This window comes from Streptomyces sp. NPDC001822 (genome assembly GCF_042892135.1).
GTDB lineage: Bacteria > Actinomycetota > Actinomycetes > Streptomycetales > Streptomycetaceae > Streptomyces.
Genome location: NZ_JBIATW010000003.1, coordinates 144,348 through 163,015, shown reverse-complemented (window position 1 = coordinate 163,015; position 18,668 = coordinate 144,348). Strand labels below are relative to the sequence as shown.

Below are 18,668 nucleotides of genomic sequence, written 5' to 3'. Positions count from 1 at the left end.
TCTTTTGTGCTCTCAGGGACACAAGGGGCGGTCGTGACAGTAGCCTCTGGTCCGGCAGGAAGTTTCATCGCCGTACGAGATTTCGAAAGTTATTTTCGCGCTGATGCTTTCGACGTGAGGGGAAGGGATTCCGGATGGCCGGATACGTGTCGGACCGGGGAATGAGCCGCCGGAGGCTGGGCGGCGGGATACTGGCACTGGGCGGGGCGCTCGCCCTGGCTCCGATTCCCCTGGCGGGTGCGGCGGGACCGGCGCTCGCCGCCGGCCGGACCGCGGAGGGCGGCGGAGCTCCGGGAACGACATCGGAAGCCGGGACGGTCATGGAACCAGGGCGGAGCCGACCTACCCTGCGCCGCGGCTCGGCCGCGCGGGCGGGTCTGCTGCCGGACCAGCTCGACCAACTGGTCGCGGATGCCGAGAAATACCTCTCCGCCTCCCCCGTGCACCCCTGGTACGCGGGCGCGGTCCTGCTCGCCGGGCGCGGCGGCACCGTGGCCCTGCATCGTCCGATCGGTTCGGCCGTGCGGTACGCGGCGTACGACGAGAAAACGGACACCGGGGTGGAGTTCCCTCCGGACCAGCAGATCCCCATGGCCGAGGACACGGTCTTCGACCTGGCGTCCGTGTCGAAACTGTTCACCTCGATCCTCGCCGTCCAGCAGATCGAGCGCGGGGCGCTGGCGCTCGAGGCGCGGGTGGCTTCGTACCTGCCCGAGTTCGCCGGGGGCGGCAAGCAGGACGTGACGGTGCGGCAGCTCCTCACCCACACATCGGGTTTCCGGGCGTGGATCCCGCTCTTCAAGGAGCCGACCCGGGAGGGGCAGCTCCGGCTCCTGTGGGAGGAGGTCCCCGCGTCGACGCCGGGCAGCAAGTACCTCTACTCCGACCTCAACCTCATCTCGCTCCAGCTGATTCTGGAGAAGATCACCGGCCGCACCCAGGACGTCCTGCTCCGCGAGGAGATCACCGCTCCGCTCGGGATGCACCGGACGCGGTACAACCCGCCCGCCTCCTGGAAGCCGAAGATCGCGGCCACCGAGGACGCCCGGCTCCCCTGGTCGGGTCTCGAACGCGGGCTCGTCTGGGGAGAGGTCCACGACGAGAACGCGTACGGCCTCGGCGGCGTCGCGGGGCACGCGGGCGTCTTCTCCTGCGCCTGGGACCTCGCGATCCTGGCACGCACCCTGCTCAACGGCGGCGTTTACGGCAGGTCCCGGATTCTGTCCGAGGAATCCGTGGAGCTGATGTTCACCGACTTCAACACCGCGTTCCCCGGTGACGAGCACGGCCTGGGCTTCGAGCTCTACCAGCACTGGTACATGGGCGCGATGGCCACTCCGCGCACCGCCGGACACACCGGTTTCACCGGGACGAGCCTGGTCCTCGACCCGACCACGGACTCCTTCCTCATCGTCCTCGGCAACTCCGTGCACCCCGTGCGCACCTGGCGGTCGGGAAGCGCGCCGAGGGTGGCCACGGCCAACCGGATGGCACGCGCCGTACCGGTCCGTCCGGCGCGGGGCGGCACCGCGTGGTTCTCCGGCATGGCGAGCGCGACCACCGCGACGCTCACGCTTCCCGCGCTGCGGCCCTCCTCGTCGCGCCCCGTGCTGACGTGCGGACTGTGGTGGGACACCGAACCGGCGTCGGACTCCCTGCGGCTGGAGGCCTCCTCGGACTCCGGGGCGACATGGCAGCCCGTCGCCTTCTCCACGGTGCCCGACCAGGGTGCGCGTCCCCGGAACTCCAGCGCGCATCCGGACGGCTCGGTCTCGGGGTGGTCGGGACGCGTCTGGCACTCCCTGGAGGCGGACCTGAGTGGCTGGCTCGGCACGGAGGTGCGGCTCCGCTGGCGTTACACGACCGACCAGTTGTACGTCGGACGCGGTGTGTACGTGGACGCGCTGCGGGTGCGGGACGGCAGCCGCACACTCTTCGACGAGAGGAAGCCGGGCGACGCGGCGCGCATCGAGGCGACCGGATGGACCGTTTCCGCGGACTGAGCGGATCCGGCTGGTTGGATGGCCGGCATGAACGGAAACCAGTCCATAGAGACCCCCTGGGGCGTGTCGGTGTTCGGGGCGGCGAGCGTGGACGCCGCTCCCGACCTGGCGCGCCTGCGGGTTACGAGTGCACCGCGTCGTTCGTGATCGAACTCCGCGACCTCGACAGCCTGGAGACCGTGCTCGTCGAGGTCGTCGAGGCCGGTGCCAACGAGGTCAAGGGCGTCGAGTTCGATGTGCGTACGAAGAGGGAGCTTCGCGCCGAAGCCCGCGCGGCGGCCGTGGCCGCCGCGCGGGAGAAGGCCGTCCTGTACGCGGAGGCGGCGGGGGCGCAGCTCGGTCCTGTCGTCCACATCAAGGATGTGGACGACGGGCAGGTGCAGAGCTACCGCGCTCACGGCGGGCACGACGACGGCGGAGGCGAAGGGGATCTGACGCCCGGCAAGGTGACGGTGTCGGCGGGAGTCGTACTGGGATTCTCGCTGATCGGCGGCTGAGCGAAGACATCGGGACGCGCCTGCGGGCGCGGGCCGCCCGGAGTCGGCCCGCGCCGAGCTCGGCCGCACAGCCGCACAGCGAGAGTCACCACCTCAGCGGCGCGGTGGTGTCACCGGCCCAGCGCCGCCATGGCCGCGTTGTGACCCGGTACGCCGCTGACCCCGCCGCCGCGCACCGCTCCCGCGCCGCACAGCAGGACGTTGGCGTGGGAGGTCTCCACACCCCAGCGGCCCGTCTCGTCGCCGGCGTACGGGAAGGAGAGGTCCCGGTGGAAGATGTGTCCGCCCGGCAGCCCCAGTTCGCGCTCCAGGTCGAGCGGTGTCTTCGCCTCGATGCACGGCTTCCCCTCGGCGTCGAGGGCCAGGCAGTCGGAGAGCGGCTCGTCCAGGTGGGCGTCGAGTTCGGCCAGGGTCGCGCCAAGCAGTGCGGCACGCGTCGCCTCGTTGTCCGCTTCGAAGAGCCGGGCGGGCGTGTGCAGGCCGAAGAGCGTGAGGGTCTGGTAACCGCGCTCCGCGATGTCGGGACCGAGGATCGACGGGTCGGTCAGCGAGTGGCAGTAGATCTCGGAGGGCGGGGCGCCGGGAAGGCGGCCGGAGGCCGCCTCGCGGTAGGCCGCGGCCAGTTGCTCGTAGCCCTCGGCGACGTGGAAGGTCCCGGCGAACGCCAGGCGCGGGTCGACGCCATGGTCACGCAGCCTCGGCAGCCGCGTCAGCAGCATGTTCACCTTCAGCTGGGAGCCCTCGGCGGCGGGTGGCGGTTTCTCGCCGAGCAGTTCGGCGAGTGCCCGGGGCGACGCGTTGACCAGGACCCGCCGGGCCGCGACCACGTGCTCCCCGTCGGGTGAGCGGACGGTGACCTCCGCGCGGACTCCGTCCGTCTCGATGCGCGTCGCCTCGTGCAGGACCCGGATCTCCGCCCCGGCGGCCGATGCGGCACCGGCCAGCGCGTCGGTGAGCGCGCCCATGCCGCCGACCGGGACGTCCCAGTCGCCGGTGGAGTTGCCGATCACGTGGTAGAGGAAGCAGCGGTTCTGGAGGAGGGACGGGTCGTGGGCGTCGGCGAACGTGCCGATGAGCGCGTCGGTGAGCACGACTCCGCGCACGAGGTCGTCGGCGAAGTTCTCCTCCACCGCGGCCCCGACCGGTTCCTCGAACAGCATGCGCCAGGCGTCCTCGTCGTCGACGCGGGCCCGCAGGTCGTCGCGGCTGACGAGTGGTTCGGTGAGGGTCGGGAAGACGCGCTCGGCGACCTTCCGCGTCATTCCGTAGAACCGCTGCCAGGCGTCGTACTCACGGTCGCCGCCGGTGAGCGCTGCGAAGGAGGCGCGCGTGCCGTCCCCGCCGACGAGCAGTCCCGTCGCCCGGCCTCCGCGGACGGTGGGGGTGTAGGAGGAGACGGTGCGCTTGCGTACGGCGAAGTCGAGGCCCAGCTCGCGGACGATCTTCGGCGGGAGGAGCGAGACCAGGTAGGAGTAGCGGGACAGACGGGCGTCCACACCTTCGAACGGGCGGGTCGACACGGCCGCTCCGCCGGTGCCCGCGAGACGTTCGAGGACGAGGACCGACTGGCCGGCGCGGGCGAGGTAGGCGGCGGCGACCAGGCCGTTGTGACCACCGCCCACGACGACCGCGTCGTAGTCGGCGCGCGCGGGTGTGCCGGGTGAGGACATCTGTTCTGCGGGCATGTCCCTTCGTAACATGCCCTGATCACCCGTGGACAGAGGGCGGGCGGGCTCGGCGTGGGCGCCGGAAACCCGTGGGCGGCGCGGTGGCGGCTGTGGCAGGGTGCTCGCCCTGACCGTTTCCCGCCCCGCGCACACGAGGAGCCCGCATGACCACCCCCGCACGTCTGATCCCGCTGCTGGAACAGTTCGACTGGGCGTGCGAGCGGCTCACCCACCGGATGGCGGGACCGACTGCCGACAGCGGGAACGGCACCGATGTGGAGGTCGGCGCCCTGACCGACGCGGAGTATCTGTGGGAACCGGTGAAGGACTGCTGGTCGGTACGCCGGCACTCCACGGGGCCGGGTCCCGGCGCGACGGCCCTGACGGGTTCGGGCGACTGGGGGCGCGACACGGCCCCGTTCCCGCATCCGTCCCCGCCGCCCTTCACCACCCTCGCGTGGCGGCTGAGCCACCTCAGCGAACTGCTCGTCCTGCGCGCCGACCACACGACGGGGAACCACGCCATGACACGGGACGACTACCGGGTGGTGGGTGACGCCGCAGGGGCGGTCGCGGACTTCGAGGCGTCGGCCGCCGCATGGCGTTCGGCGCTCGCGGGTGCCGATGACACGGCTCTCGACACGGTCGGCCACAGCACCTATCCGTACGGCAGCGACCCGGAGGATCCTTTCATCGACACCGTCTGGTGGGTCAACCAGGAGATCCTGCACCACGGGGCGGAGATCGCCCTGCTCCGCGACCTGTACCGCGCTCGGGGCGGAGCCGGGGCCTGACGTCAGTGCGGGGACGGCCCGCGCGGGCGGCGCAGGTCGGCGACCCTCCGGTAGAGGTCCGCGGCCTCCGCACCGCGACCGAGCTGCTCCAGGCAGTGCGCCTCGTCGTTGCGGGCCGCGAGGGCGTCGGGATGGCCGGCGCCCAGGACGCGTTCACGGGCTTCGGCGACCGCCCGGTAGTCGGTCAGGGCCTCGGTCCAGCGGCCGAGCCAGCCGAGGCCCACGGCGACCTCGCGCCTGCTGACGAGCGTGTCGGGGTGGTCGGGGCCCAGCACGCGGACCCGGATCGCGCACACCTCGCGCGACTCGGCGAGCGCCTCCTCCCAGCGCGCCAGTCGCCCGAGGTTGACGCACAGGCCGTGCCGGGCGCGAAGCGTCTCCGGGTCGGCCGCGCCACTCACCCGGGCACGGTCCTGGGACAGCCCCCGGTAGAGCTCCAGGGCCTCCGCGCTGCGGCCGAGCCGGCCGAGGCTGGTGCCCACCTCGTAGCGGGCGGCGAGGGTGTCGGGATGGTCCGCGCCCAGGGTGGTCTCACGGGCCTCCGCCACCTCGCGATAGGTCCTCAGCGACTCGGTCCAGCGGTCCAGGCGGCCCAGTGTGTACGCCACTTCGTACAGGGTGGCCAGGGTGTCCGGGTGCGTCGCGCCGAGGAGCCTGCCCCGGGCGTCGGCCACCTCCCGCGCCATGCGGTACGAGTCCTCGGGGCGGCCGAGCCTGCTGAGATTGAAGGCCAGGTTGTGGCGGCAGCGCAGGGTGTCGGGGTGGTCCTCCCCCATCGAACGCTCGCGGGAGGCGAGGACCGCCGCGTACACCTGGTGGGCCTCGAAGTGCCGGCCCAGGCGGCCGAGTACGTACGCCGTCTCCTGCCGTGCGGCGAGGGTGTCGGGGTGGTCGGGCCCGAGGACACGTTCCCGGCCGTCGGCGGCCCGGCCGAACTCGCGCAGAGCCTCCTCGGCCTGGCCGGTGCGGCCGAGGGCGAATCCGGCCTCGTACCTGCTGGCCAGCGTGTCGGGGTGGTCGGGGCCGAGGGCGTGTTCGCGTGCGGCGGCGACCGCGCGGTGCACCTCGCCGGCCTCCTCCCAGTGCCCGAGCCGCCCCAGGTTCAGGCCCGCGTTGTGACGGCTGGTCAGGGTGGCGAGCAGTTCGGGCGACGCGGCGGGATGGCCGTGGCCCGCGTGCGGGTACGCACCGGTGAGTACGGACGCGGCCGCCGTGGTCCAGGAACCGGTCAGGGCGCTCGTGTGGTCGAGGGCCGCGGTCGCGGCCCGGTCCGCGACACCGGAGGCCTTGGGGCCGGTGGTCATGTGGCGTGTCCAGGAGGGCAGTCGGGCCGGGGCGTCCGCGTCCCGCGCCGCTGACGGGACCGGGGGGCCCTGCCTCTCGGCCGGCTGCTCTCCGGTACGGCCCACGGCGATGCGCTGCCGCAGGTCCCCGGCGTCGGCAGGCCGGTCGCCGGGCGTCTTGGCCAGCAGGTCCAGCACGACCCGGTCCAGGAATCCGGGGAGTTCGGCCCGGCGGGTGCGCGGCGGCTCCGGGGCGGTGTCACGGTGTCCGACGAGGACGGCCCACGCGTCGTCCATGTCGAACGGCGGCGCACCCGTGGCGATCTCGTACAGCACACAGCCCAGGGAGTACAGGTCGCTGCGGTGGTCGACCTCGCCGCCACCGATCTGCTCGGGCGACATGTAGTGCGGGGTCCCCATCGCGATCCCGGTGCCGGTGAGGCGTGCGGTGAAGCCGATGTCGTGGCCGAGCCTGGCGATGCCGAAGTCGCAGATCTTCACCGCTCCGTCGTCGAGCCGCATGATGTTGGCGGGCTTGAGGTCACGGTGCACGATGCCCTGCTGGTGGGTGTAACGGAGAGCGTCGGCGACCTGGTCCGCGATGTCGACGACATCGGCCACCGGCAGCGGCTTCTGCTCGTTGTCCTCCAGGAGCTGGCTGAGGTTGCGTCCCTCCAGGAGTTCCATGACGAGATACAGGACGCCGTCCGACTCGCCGAAGTCGTGGACGACGGTGACACCCCGGTGCTGGAGCGCGGCGGCCACCCGCGCCTCGCGGCGGAAGCGCTCGCGCAGGATGCGGGTGAAGTCCTGGTCGCGCTGCGGACCCACCGGCTTCAGGCACTTGACGGCCACCTGGCGGCCGAGTGCCTCGTCCCGCGCACGCCACACCTCGCCCATGCCCCCGCGCCCGATGAGATCGAGCAGCCGGTAGCGGCTCTGGATCAGCCTCGTGTCCACCATCGCCTGTTACCGCCCCCGTCTGCCTCGCGCCGCTCCGCCAGGGCCCCTCGTCCGGACCGTGCCGGGCTCGCGTGTCCCGGCGCCCTCCGGTCCTGGTCCGAGCCGCGTCCCCGGCGCTACGCCCTCCCCGGCCCGTCCAGTATGGCGCCCGGTCTGCGGAGTTCGTACGGGTCGGGCCTGCTCCCGGGGCCCAGTCGTGCCATCGCGCTCGCGATGTGACGTGGCGGCAGGCGACGGCGGAGGCGGCCGGGGACGAGGCGCAGGGCGGCCCCCGTGGCGCGCAGACGGCGGTCGGCCACCGCCGCGGGAGGTGCGGCCCTGTCGTACAGCTCGTGGGCGTACGCGGGCAGGGAGGCGTAGGCCAGGGCGGCCACCCGTCGCCACACCAGGGCACGCGCCGGGACGAGGAGCGCCGGTACGGGCGGGCTGCGCAGGAAGTCGTCGACCTCCCGCGCCTCGGCACCCGCTGCCAGCCGGGGGCGCATGCCTTCGAAGTAGGCGGCGAGGGCGGCGGTCGAGCCCGGGACGGTGGACGGGTCGAGACCCACCAGCCGGGCGGACTCGCGCTGTTCGTCGACGTAGCGGTCGGCCAGGGCGTCGCTGAGCGGGAAGCCGGACCGGCGCTCGACCTGGAGGTAGGAGTCCACCTGCGCGCAGTGCACCCAGAGCAGGAGCTCCGGTTCGTCGACGCCGTAGACCTCACCGGTCGCCGGGTCGGTGGCACTCAGGTGCCGGTGGATCCTGCGGACCCTGGCGCCGTACTCCTCGGCCGCGCTCGTGGTGCCGTAACTGAGCGTGCCGACGAAGTCCGCCGTACGCAGCAGCCGTCCCCAGGCGTCCTCGCGGAAGTCGCTGTTCTGCGTGACGCCCCGGAGGGCGCGCGGGTGCAGGGCCTGGAGGTACAGGGCCCGCACTCCGGCCACCCACATCATCGGATCGCCGTGCATCTGCCAGGTGACGGAGCGGGGGCCGAACAGCCCCGGGTCCGCGCCGTTCGCGGTGCCGTCCATGGGCTCGCCCCTTTCCGCTCGGGTGGGACCGGGGCCGGTTCCGTCGCCCTCGGACCGGCGTCCCCGTACCGTTCCATGGATACCGCACCCGGGCGCGTCCCGGGGAGGGCGCCGGTAGGGGGATCAGCGCTTGACGGCCCGCAGGACCACGAACTTCGGGTCGCCGGCGACGGTGACGCAGTTGCCGAAGATCCGGCGCAGCTGCGTGTGGTATCCCAGGTGGCGGTTTCCCACCACCCACAGCTCACCGCCCTGCCGCAGCGAGGCGTGCGCTCCGCGGAACATGTTCCGGGCCGTGGCGTCGGTGACGGCCTGGTGCGAGTGGAAGGGCGGGTTGGTGAGCACCAGGTCCACGCTTCGCGGTGCCACGTCGGCCATCGCGTCGCCGACCACGAAGGAGGCCTCGGCGTCGGTGTTCGCCCGGAAGGTGGCCTCGGCCGAGGCCACGGCCTGGTAGGACTCGTCGATGAAGGTGACGGAAGCCGCGGGGTTGGCGAGCGCGGCGGCGGTGCCCACGACGCCGTTCCCGCAGCCGAGGTCGACGACGTGGTCGGGGCCCGACCGTGCGGGGAGGTGCTTCAGGAAGAAGCGGGTGCCGACGTCGAGACGCTCGGCGCAGAAGATCCCGGCGTGGTTCGTGACGGTCCGCCCGGAGGCCACGCCGATGTCGTCGGGCAGGTCGTAGTGGTACGGCCAGGGACTGGGCGTCCTGGGCAGGGAGGGATCCGGCGTGCAGTGGATCAGCCGCGCCTTCTTGACCGCGAGCGACGTGCGGGTGGGCCCGATGATCCGCTCGAACAGCTTCAGCGTGGAGGTGTGGATCTCCTTCACCATGCCGGTGCCGATGACGACGGTCCCCGCGTGCACGGCGGGCGCGAGCCGGTGCAACTGGTCCTCCAGGAGCGCGAGGCTCTTGGGCACGCGTACGAGCAGCAGGTCCACGCGCTCCGGCGGGGTGTCACGGGCCGACAGCATCCGGACGGAGTCCGCCGCGACGCCGTTGCGCGCGAGGTTGGCCGCGGTCGCGCGCCGGGTGAGGTAGGAGTCGCTGATCTGCACGGGCCGGTGGACGGCCAGCGCGGTGGCGAGCGCTCCCCAGCGGTCGCCCACGACCGCCACGGTGCCGGACGGGTGGACGGGGTCGCTCCCCTCGTCGCCGTCCAGCCGCCGCAGCAGGTACTCGTCGGCGGCGTCCCACGCACGGAGGGGATCGCGCGGGTTCTCGGGGAAGCGGGCCAGCTCGAATTCGCCCTGTGACGTCGTCAAACGGTTCATGTTGCGTTCAGGCTAACCGAGCGGCGGGCGGTGCCCCGCACGCCGCCCGCCGCACGGTGACGCACGGGCCGTTACGGGAGCCGTTTGTCCATGGCCGACCGGCCTTCCTCGGACAGCCTGCGCCGGGCCCATTCGAGGTTCTCGGGACTGAGGTCACGCCCCGAGGCGAGGACCAGATCCTCCGCACTGGGCCGGTCGTCGGCGCCCGTGTGCAGCAGGCGGTCCGGAGTGATGCCCCGGACCTCCGGCCCGGATACGGATTCGGACTCTTCGCTCATGCCGCCTCCTCGTCCTTGCGGCAATTCTCGCGCCGGGGCGCACTCCGCGCATCCGAAGGCCGGCCGAGCGCGGATTGAATGTCACTTGACTTGCACATGATAAATACGCAACGTTCACACGACCGGCACCGTGCGTGTGGAAGGCTCCCGGACCAGCAGACAGCACCCGGCCCCACGACACGTTCGCAGCCCCGGAGAGGACACCCCACATGTCCAGTCGCAGCCCTGTCTACGCGCGTCCACTACTCGCGACAGCCGCCTCGATCGTCGTACTCACCGGCATCGCGGCCACCGCTCCCGCCGCCACCCCCACGACCGCCGCGACGACGTCGCCGTCCGCGGCACTCGACGACACCTACTACCGGGACGCCCTGGGCAAGACCGGCGCCGCGCTCAAGAGTTCGCTGCACACGATCATCAGCGACCAGACGAAACTCACCTACACCCAGGTCTGGGACGCTCTCAAGCTCACCGATCAGGACCCAGCGAACTCCTCCAACGTGATCCTCCTCTACACCGGGCGCTCCCAGGCGAAGACCGGTAACGGCGGTGACACCGGCGACTGGAACCGCGAGCACGTCTGGGCGAAGTCGCACGGCGACTTCGGCACGGCCACCGGCCCGGGCACCGACATCCACCACCTGCGCCCCGAGGACGTGGGCGTCAACTCGATCCGCGGCAACAAGGACTTCGACAACGGCGGCGGCGCGGTCTCGGGAGCTCCCGGCAACTTCACGGACGGCGACTCCTTCGAACCGCGCGACGCGGTCAAGGGGGACGTGGCCCGGATGATCCTCTACATGGCGGTCCGGTACGAGGGGGACGACTCCTTCGCGGACCTCGAGCCGAACGACAGCGTCAGCAACGGCTCGGCCCCGAACATCGGCCGGCTCTCCGTGCTGAAGCAGTGGAGCCAGGAGGACCCGCCGGACAGTTTCGAGCAGAACCGCAACGAGGTCATATTCGACCGGTTCCAGCACAACCGGAACCCGTTCATCGACCACCCCGAGTGGGTCGAGGCCATCTGGTAGCGGCTCACGCCGGACCGGCCAGGTCCCGCGCGCAGTGCTCGACCGCCTCCTCGCGGGAGCCGTAGCGCGGCAGGTCCTGGCCGGTGCGGCCCCGGACGAGGGCCGGCGGGCCGAGCCGGCCGGCCGGGTCCACGACGGCCGCGCGCCGGCCCTCGCGCGCGAGCCGTGCGAGTCCGGCGTGCAGCAGGGCGAGGGCGACGCCGTCGGCGCCCGTCACCTCCCGCAGATCGAGCACGACCGGGCCGGCGCGCTCGGGGCCCGCCTCGTCCAGGGCGAAGAGCACCCGCTCGACCGCCGTGAAGTCGAGGGCGCCCTGGGCGGCGACGACTCCGACGCGTTCGCGCAGCGCCCTCGCCTCCCTGTCCGCCGGGGCGGACGGGAGGACGTCGGCGGTGGTCGCCAGCGTGACGGTGGACCCGGGGAGTGCGGGGTTCCTCATGAGGTGGAGCCCCAGGCGTTCCGAGAGGGCGCTGATCGCGTCACGGCCGCGCACCGAGGTGCCCGTGGCGTCGAGGAGCGGGCTGTAGGTGGCCAGGCCGAAGCGGGCGGGGCCGGCCGCGATCAGACCGCCGGACACACCGCTCTTGGCGGGCAGCCCGACCCGCAGCAGCCATTCGCCGGAGGCGTTGTACATGCCACAGGTGGCCATGACCGCGAGAACCTGCGCCGCGACGTCGGCGGTGACGACGGTCTCACCGCTGACGGGATTGACTCCTCCGTGCGCCAGCGTGGCCGCCATTACCGCGAGGTCGACCGCCGTCACCCGCACCGCGCACTGCCGGAAGTAGGTGTCCACGGCGGCGACTGGGTCGGCGGGCAGGACACCCGTGCTGCGGATCAGATAGGCGAGGGCGCGGTTGCGGTCGCCGGTGGCGGCCTCGGAGGCGTACACGTCCTCGTCGACGTCGAGACCCCGCCCGGCGAAGCGGCTCAGGGTGGTCAGGATGCGGGTGAACGCGGGGACTTCCGGAGTGTCGGGGACCAGGGCCGTCGCGACGATGGCACCGGCGTTGACCATCGCGTTGGCCGGCCGTCCCGTGCGCCGCTCCAGACTGATGGCGTTGTACGCCTCGCCGCTGGGCTCCGCGCCCACCCAGCGGTCCACCTCGTCGAGGCCGAGCGAGGACAGTGCGAGGGCGTAGACGAACGGCTTGGAGACGGACTGCAGCGTGAAGGGTGTGCGGGCGGCACCCGCGCTGTAGCGGTGCCCGTCCATGCTGACGAGCGCGAGGCCGAAGTCGCGGGTGTCGGATCTGGTCAACTCCGGGATGTAGTCGGCGCGTTCCCCTTCCCGGACGTCCACGAACCGTCGGTGGAGATCGCGCAGCGCGTCCGTCACCGCTTCCGCCGCGCTCACGCGCGTGCCGCCGGCCGCTCGCCCCGGCCCCCCTCGGCGGGACGCTTCGGGCCCTGCGGCCTCACGGCCGTTCCCGTCGCCGCCGCCGGTGCCCCGGAGCCGCCCCTCCGCCGGCCCGCCGGGTGGTCGGCACGGTGAGCGTGGCCATCGCACGTACCTCCGCGGAGAGGGGGAAACAACTCGCTCATACTAGGATCAAAAGGTATGAATTGACTCGTTGAACCACCCGCTCCACAGCAGGGGCGGCCCGAGCACCGCGCACCCCGAACCCTCCGGGAGGGAACGATGGATACGGACGCCCTGACGCCCGGCCTCTTGCAGGAACTGCGCAGGACCCGGCCCTACCCGGCCCTGTCCCTCACGATGCCGACCCACCGCAGGGCACCGGAGAACGCCCAGGACGCCGTACGGCTGCGGAATCTGGTGGCCGAGGCGGGCAACCGACTGGAGGCCGACCCCCGGGTGAGCCGGGAGACCGCGGCCGCCGTGAAGGCCCAGCTGGACCGGGCCGCGGAGGAGGTCGATCAGCGCCGCGCACTGGACGCCCTGGTCATCTTCGCGGACGCCGACGAGTACCAGATCTGGCAGCTCCCGCGCACAGCCCCCGAACGCGTGGTGCTGAGCGACAGCTACCTCACCCGCAATCTCGTCTCGGCGAAGGCGCGGTCGCGGCACTTCTGGGTCCTCAGCCTCTCCGCCGAGCACGCCACCCTGTTCTCGGGCACGAACGACGGTCTGCGCCCCGAGAAGAAGGGCGGGTTCCCGCTCACGGCCCCGCACGAGGAGCCCAATCCGCAGCGCGAGGAACGGATCGGCGACACCCCGAGCACCTACAGCAGCGAGGACGCGCGCAACTTCCTGCGCACGGCCGACGAGAAGCTGCGCGGGATCCTGGCAGCCGATCCCCGTCCGCTCTTCCTGGTCGGTCCGGCGCCCGCGCTCTCCCTGCTGGACGAGGTGGGAGAGAGCGGGCGGACCGCCGTCAGCCGGGTCGCCAAGGGGACCACGGCGGCCACGAGCCCTCCCGAACTCCTGAAGGAGCTGGGTCCGGCACTGGAGGACTGGCGGCAGCAGGCCGCCGCGGGGATCCGGGGACGGCTCGACAACGCCAAGAGCAGCCGCTCCTTCGCCGGCGGGCTGGACGAGGTGTGGACGGCCGTACGGGAAGGCCGCGCGGGTCTGGTCACGGCCGAGGAACACTTCGAGCAGACCGTCAGGGTCACCGACGGACATCTGGAGCCGGTGGGCCCCGACGTCACGCCGGGCACGGACGGCCAGGTGCGCGAGGACGTCGTCGACGAACTCGTCGAAGCCGCCCTGGACAACGGCTGCGAAGTCGCCTTCGTGGCCGACGACTCCCTCGCCGGGCACGGGCACGTCGCGGCGGTTCTGCGATTCTGACGGCGTGTCCCTACGTGAGGATTATGTGAAATATGTCTAGGTTTGGCGCTCCCGAAGTCGATCGCACCGCGTCGGTCCCGCCGATCACGCCGTGCACGAAGGAGAGCCATCCATGGACCGATACAGGCGCGCGTCGGCGGCAGTCCTGCTGACAGCGCTGGCACTGACCGGTGCGGTGGGCGCGGCTGCGGCGTCCTCGGACGTCCCCGCGCCGTCGCCCGGGCAGAACGCCGAGGACCTGATGACGCGGCCGGCCCTTTCGGCCTACGCGACCGCGCGCAGCGTCGCGCCCTGGGAGGAGTTCCGCATCCACGGATCCGCCCGGAACATCGGCGCCGGCACGCCGGTCACGCTCCAGCAGAAGCAGGGCGGGCGCTGGGTCGCCCTGCCGGCCACGATGAGGACGGCCGCCACCGGCGAGTACAGCCTGCGCGTCAAGTTGGGGATCAAGGGCGAGAACGCCCTCAGGATCGTCGGCGGCGGAGCCGTCTCGCCCGTCGTCCGCACGACCGTCGGCTGACTCCCCCGCCACGCACTCCGGCCGGCCCGCTCACCGCGGGCCGGCCGGAGTGCGTGGCGGGGGCGAGCCCCTGGCTCAGCCCTCCCAGACCCAGTCGGCCACCTCGGGCAGGTCGCTGCCGTGCTCGCGGATCCAGTCGTGATGACGGGTCCTGACGTCCGCCATCGCCTGGCGCACGGCGACGGCGCGCACGCCCAGCCCCGGCACCCGGTCGATCACGTCCATCACCAGCCGGTAGCGGTCCAGGTCGTTGCGGACCACCATGTCGAACGGCGTGGTGGTGGTCCCCTCCTCCTTGTAGCCCCGGACGTGCAGGTGCGCGTGGCCCGACCGGCGGTAGGCGAGCCGGTGCACCAGCCACGGGTAGCCGTGATACGCGAAGATCACCGGCTTGTCCCGGGTGAAGAGCGAGTCGTACTCCGCGTCCGGCATCCCGTGCGGATGCTCGTCGCGCGGCAGCAGTCGCGTCATGTCGACCACGTTGACGACGCGCACGGCGAGGCCGGGCAGGTGCGTGCGCAGGAGCTGCGCCGCGGCCATGGTCTCCAGCGTGGGCACGTCCCCGGCGCAGGCGAGCACGACGTCGGGCTCCCGGTGGCCGTCCTCCGTGCCCGCCCAGTCCCACGTCCCCGCCCCGCGGGCGCAGTGGGCGCGGGCCTCGTCGAGCGTGAGCCAGTCGAAGCCCGGCTGCTTGCCCGCCACGATCACGTTGACGTAGTCCCTGCTGCGCAGCACGTGATCCGCCGTCGAGAGCAGCGTGTTGGCGTCCGGCGGCAGGTAGACCCGGACGACCTCGGGGCTCTTGTTGAGGATGTGGTCGACGAAGCCGGGGTCCTGGTGCGAGAAACCGTTGTGGTCCTGCCGCCAGACGTGCGAGGTGAGGAGGTAGTTCAGCGAGGCGACGGGCGCGCGCCAGTGCAGTCGCCGTGAGGTGCGCAGCCATTTGATGTGCTGGTTGACCATCGAGTCGACGATGTGGGCGAAGGCCTCGTACGAGGAGAACAGCCCGTGCCGGCCGGTGAGGAGGTAGCCCTCCAGCCAGCCCTGGCACAGGTGCTCGGAGAGGACTTCCATCACGCGGCCGTCGCGGACCAGGTGCTCGTCGGTCGCCAGGATCTCCGCCTGCCACGCCTTGCCGGTGACGTCGTACAGCGCGCCCAGCCGGTTGGACTCGGTCTCGTCGGGACCCACGACCCGGAAGTCCCGCCGGCCGGCGGTGGCCGCCATGACGTCGGCGAGCAGTCCGCCCAGCACGCGGGTGGGCTCGTGCAGGACGGTCCCGGGCTTGTCGACCCGCACCGCGTGGTCCTCCAGCGGCGGGAGCGGGAGATCCCGCAGGAGCAGTCCGCCGTTGGCGTACGGGGTCGAGCCCAGCCGCGCCGTGCCCTCGGGCACGCATTCCAGGACCTGGGCCGTCGGCCGGCCGCCGGAGTCGAAGAGTTCGTGCGGACGGTAGGAGCGCATCCAGGCTTCGAGCTGGTGCAGATGGCCGGGGTCGTCGCGCACTCCGGGCAGGGGGACCTGGTGGGCGCGCCAGGTGCCCTCGACGGGCAGACCGTCCACCTCCTGCGGTCCGGTCCAGCCCTTGGGGGTGCGCAGCACGATCATCGGCCAGCGGGGCCGCTCGGGGGCTCCCCCGTCCCGGGCCGCGGCCTGGAACTCCGCGATGCGGTCCAGGGCGTGGTCCATGGCGGCGGCCATCGCACGGTGTACGGCCGCGGGGTCGTCACCTCCGACGTACACCGGGTCGTGGCCGTATCCGCGCAGCAGCGCGTCGAGTTCGTCCTCGGGCAGCCGGGCGAGGACCGTGGGGTTCGCGATCTTGTACCCGTTGAGGTGGAGGATCGGCAGGACGGCACCGTCGTGGACCGGGTCGAGGAACTTGTTGGAGTGCCAGGACGCCGCCAGTGGTCCGGTCTCCGCCTCGCCGTCCCCGATGACGCAGGCGACGAGCAGGTCCGGATGGTCGAGTGCGGCACCGTAGGCATGGGCGAGCGAGTACCCCAGCTCGCCGCCCTCGTGGATCGAGCCCGGGGTCTCCGGGGCGACATGGCTGGGCACACCGCCGGGGAAGGAGAACTGCTTGAACAGCAGTCCCATCCCCGCGCGGTCACGGCTGACGTCGGGGTACGTCTGCGAGTAGCTGCCCTCCAGCCACGCGTTGGCGAGGACCGCGGGTCCGCCGTGACCGGGCCCCCAGACGCAGACGGCCTCGCGGCCGCGCGCCTTGATGACCCGGTTGAGGTGCGTGTGGACCAGGTTGAGGCCGGGCGAGGTCCCCCAGTGGCCGAGCAGCCTCGGTTTGATGTGCTCGGGGGCCAGCGGCTCCTCCAGGAGGGGGTTGGCCATCAGGTAGATCTGGCCGACCGCGAGGTAGTTGGCGGCCCGCCAGTGGGCGTCGAGTGCCGCCAGTTCGGCGTCGGACAGGGCGGATGCCGCGGGCCGTGCGGGGGTTTCGGTCATGAGGACGTCTCCTGGCGTGCGTCCGGGCCGGGCCCGTACCAGACGGTGGTCGCGTTGCAGAACTCACGGATGCCGTGGCCCGCGAGCTCGCGGCCGTAGCCGGACCTCTTCACCCCGCCGAACGGGAGAGCGGGATGCGAGGCAGTCATGCCGTTGAAGAAGACGCCGCCCGCCTCCACGTCGCGGACGCACCGGTCCATCTCCGCCGCGTCGCGCGTCCAGACGTTGGAACTGAGCCCGAAGGGGGTGTCGTTCGCGAGTTCCACGGCTTCGTCGAGTCCGGCAACCCTGTAGAGCGTCGCCACCGGCCCGAAGGCCTCCTCGTGGTGGATGCGCATCGCCGGGGTGATCCCCGTGAGCACGGTGGGCTCGTAGAACCAGCCGCGGTCCAGGCCCTGCGGCCGCCGCCCCCCGCACAGTGCGGTGGCGCCCTTGGCGAGGGCGTCGTCGACGAGCTCCTCCAGGTCGGCGCGCCCCTGCTCGCTGGAGAGGGGGCCCACGTCGGTGCTCTCCTCCAGCGGGTCGCCGACGGTCAGCGCACGCATCCCCGCGGCGAACCGCTCGGCGAAGGCGTCGTACACGTCGGCGTGCACGATGAAGCGTTTGGCCGCGATGCAGGACTGTCCGTTGTTCTGCACGCGCGCGTTCACCGCCGTGTCCGCGGCCTTCTCGACGTCGGCCGAGGGCAGCACGACGAAGGGGTCGCTGCCGCCGAGCTCCAGCACCGTCTTCTTCACCTCGTCGCCCGCGACGGAGGCGACCGCCCGGCCGGCCGGCTCGCTTCCCGTCAGGGTCGCGGCGGCCACCCGCGGGTCGCGCAGGACGGCCTCGACGGCGCCCGATCCGATGAGCAGCGTCTGGAAGCATCCCTCGGGGAACCCGGCCCGGGTGAACAGGTCCTCGATGTAGAGGGCGGTCTGCGGGACGTTCGAAGCGTGCTTGAGCAGACCGGTGTTGCCGGCCATGAGCGCGGGCGCGGCGAAACGCATGACCTGCCAGAGGGGGAAGTTCCACGGCATCACGGCGAGGACGACACCGAGCGGGCGGTAGTGCACCCGGGCACTCGACGCACCGGAGTCCTTGACGTCGGTCTCGTCGGGGTGCTCGTCGGCGAGCAGGCGCTCGGCGTTGGCCGCGTACCAGCGCATCGCCTTGGCGCATTTGGCCGCCTCCGCCCGGGCGGCCCGGACCGGCTTGCCCATCTCCGTGGTCATGGTGCGGGCGATGTCCCGCTGGTCCTCGTCGAGGAGGTCCGCCGCCCGGTTCATCAGGCGGGCGCGTTCGGCGAAGTCCGTGGTGCGGTAGGCGCGGAACGCCCGGTGCGCGGCCGCGAGCCTGCGCTCGGTCTCCCGCTCGTCCAGTGCGTCGAAGGTCCTGAGCGTCTCACCGCTCGCGGGATCGACCGTCGCGATGGGCATGGGTGTTCCTCCTTGCATCGTTCTTCGACCGTGCCGGTCCGCGCCGCCGGGCGCAACGCGGCCCCTCGCACACGCGTACCCGGCCGGTGCGGATCATGCGTGCCGGGGACACGCCGTCCGCACCGGCCGGGCCGGTTCCGGGCCGCTCGTCACACGAGTTCGGCGACCGGGGTGCTGCGGAAGGTACGCCCGCCCGGGAGCGGCGTACGCGGGAGCAGTTCGGTGGTGCAGGGGGACTCGGCGTAGCGCGTGAACCACACGACTTTGCCGCCGTCGGTCCGGCAGGTGCCCCAGCTGTCGCTGAGGGCCATGACGCGGCTGAGACCGCCGCCACCGCCGTCGAGCAGCCGGGGCATCCGGGAGTCGTCGTCGGCCACGGACACCGTCAGGTGCCGGCCGGTCCAGCGCAGCTCGAGGACGCACCGGTCCCCCTCGCCGACGTGCAGCCGGACGTTCGTCAGGAGCTCTTCCGCCGCCCGGCACACCGGCCGGACGTGCAGGTCGAGACTCCAGTGGCGAAGGTGTGCGGCGACTATGCGCCGCATCTGGGAAATGCGCTCTGCCGACACCTGCAGTTCGACCGAATAGTGCCGGTCGAGTGGAACGGTCATCGTCGAGGCTCCTCACCGCGAGGCCCACGTGCTTCACCCCGTCTGTACCAACGACCCCCGAACACGAAGCGTGAGCAGTAGTCACTTCTGGGTCACT

At 72.2% G+C, this 18,668-nt stretch carries 15 protein-coding genes; 6 read left to right on the top strand and 9 right to left on the bottom strand.

Going from position 1 to position 18,668, the window contains the following annotated elements:
* The first annotated feature begins 134 nt into the window (after positions 1-134).
* Both ACFYY2_RS08725 and ACFYY2_RS08720 read left to right on the top strand, forming a co-directional pair.
* Positions 135-2,003 (top strand): serine hydrolase, encoded by a 1,869-nt coding sequence (locus ACFYY2_RS08725; RefSeq protein WP_388738989.1) that lies wholly within the window; start codon positions 135-137, stop codon positions 2,001-2,003.
* 143 nt (positions 2,004-2,146) lie between these two features.
* Positions 2,147-2,500: an SIMPL domain-containing protein gene (locus ACFYY2_RS08720; protein WP_388738986.1), complete on the top strand. Its 354-nt coding sequence runs from the start codon at positions 2,147-2,149 to the stop codon at positions 2,498-2,500.
* A gap of 110 nt (positions 2,501-2,610) precedes the next feature.
* On the opposite strand, the gene ACFYY2_RS08715 is transcribed toward ACFYY2_RS08720, so the two are convergent.
* Positions 2,611-4,185 (bottom strand): phytoene desaturase family protein, encoded by a 1,575-nt coding sequence (locus ACFYY2_RS08715; protein ID WP_388738983.1) that lies wholly within the window; start codon positions 4,183-4,185, stop codon positions 2,611-2,613.
* Positions 4,186-4,331: 146 nt separating this feature from the next.
* On the opposite strand from ACFYY2_RS08715, the gene ACFYY2_RS08710 reads away from it, so the two are divergent.
* A complete protein-coding gene (locus ACFYY2_RS08710; protein WP_388738981.1) occupies positions 4,332-4,961 on the top strand; it encodes a DinB family protein in 630 nt (209 codons plus the stop codon).
* 2 nt (positions 4,962-4,963) lie between these two features.
* Here ACFYY2_RS08710 and ACFYY2_RS08705 read toward each other — a convergent pair whose 3' ends face one another.
* The 4 genes from ACFYY2_RS08705 to ACFYY2_RS08690 form a co-directional block, all read right to left on the bottom strand.
* Positions 4,964-7,207 (bottom strand): tetratricopeptide repeat protein, encoded by a 2,244-nt coding sequence (locus ACFYY2_RS08705; RefSeq protein WP_388738978.1) that lies wholly within the window; start codon positions 7,205-7,207, stop codon positions 4,964-4,966.
* A 116-nt stretch (positions 7,208-7,323) separates the two neighbouring features.
* Complete coding sequence (locus tag ACFYY2_RS08700) at positions 7,324-8,217, bottom strand: oxygenase MpaB family protein (RefSeq protein ID WP_388738975.1); 894 nt, start codon at positions 8,215-8,217, stop codon at positions 7,324-7,326.
* A 123-nt stretch (positions 8,218-8,340) separates the two neighbouring features.
* Complete coding sequence (locus tag ACFYY2_RS08695; protein ID WP_388738973.1) at positions 8,341-9,492, bottom strand: methyltransferase; 1,152 nt, start codon at positions 9,490-9,492, stop codon at positions 8,341-8,343.
* A 71-nt stretch (positions 9,493-9,563) separates the two neighbouring features.
* On the bottom strand, positions 9,564-9,770 hold the full coding sequence (locus ACFYY2_RS08690) for a hypothetical protein (RefSeq protein ID WP_388738970.1): 207 nt from the start codon (positions 9,768-9,770) through the stop codon (positions 9,564-9,566).
* A gap of 209 nt (positions 9,771-9,979) precedes the next feature.
* Here ACFYY2_RS08690 and ACFYY2_RS08685 point away from each other — a divergent pair, with 209 nt between their 5' ends.
* Entirely contained in the window at positions 9,980-10,801 is an 822-nt protein-coding gene (locus ACFYY2_RS08685; protein WP_388738967.1) for an endonuclease I family protein, read from the top strand.
* Positions 10,802-10,805: 4 nt separating this feature from the next.
* Here ACFYY2_RS08685 and glsA read toward each other — a convergent pair whose 3' ends face one another.
* Entirely contained in the window at positions 10,806-12,158 is a 1,353-nt protein-coding gene (gene glsA, locus ACFYY2_RS08680; RefSeq protein WP_388738964.1) for a glutaminase A, read from the bottom strand.
* A 285-nt stretch (positions 12,159-12,443) separates the two neighbouring features.
* Here glsA and ACFYY2_RS08675 point away from each other — a divergent pair, with 285 nt between their 5' ends.
* Positions 12,444-13,559 carry a chemotaxis protein gene (locus tag ACFYY2_RS08675; protein ID WP_388738962.1) on the top strand — a complete coding sequence of 372 codons (1,116 nt, stop codon included), beginning with the start codon at positions 12,444-12,446 and terminating at the stop codon, positions 13,557-13,559.
* A 112-nt stretch (positions 13,560-13,671) separates the two neighbouring features.
* A complete protein-coding gene (locus tag ACFYY2_RS08670) occupies positions 13,672-14,079 on the top strand; it encodes a hypothetical protein (RefSeq protein ID WP_388738959.1) in 408 nt (135 codons plus the stop codon).
* Between the two features lie 75 nt (positions 14,080-14,154).
* Here ACFYY2_RS08670 and ACFYY2_RS08665 read toward each other — a convergent pair whose 3' ends face one another.
* The 3 genes from ACFYY2_RS08665 to ACFYY2_RS08655 form a co-directional block, all read right to left on the bottom strand.
* Complete coding sequence (locus ACFYY2_RS08665; RefSeq protein WP_388738956.1) at positions 14,155-16,542, bottom strand: phosphoketolase; 2,388 nt, start codon at positions 16,540-16,542, stop codon at positions 14,155-14,157.
* Complete coding sequence (locus ACFYY2_RS08660) at positions 16,539-17,960, bottom strand: NADP-dependent succinic semialdehyde dehydrogenase (RefSeq protein WP_388738954.1); 1,422 nt, start codon at positions 17,958-17,960, stop codon at positions 16,539-16,541. The genes ACFYY2_RS08665 and ACFYY2_RS08660 overlap by 4 nt, the downstream gene beginning before the upstream one ends.
* A gap of 149 nt (positions 17,961-18,109) precedes the next feature.
* Complete coding sequence (locus tag ACFYY2_RS08655; protein WP_388738951.1) at positions 18,110-18,571, bottom strand: ATP-binding protein; 462 nt, start codon at positions 18,569-18,571, stop codon at positions 18,110-18,112.
* Positions 18,572-18,668: the final 97 nt, after the last annotated feature.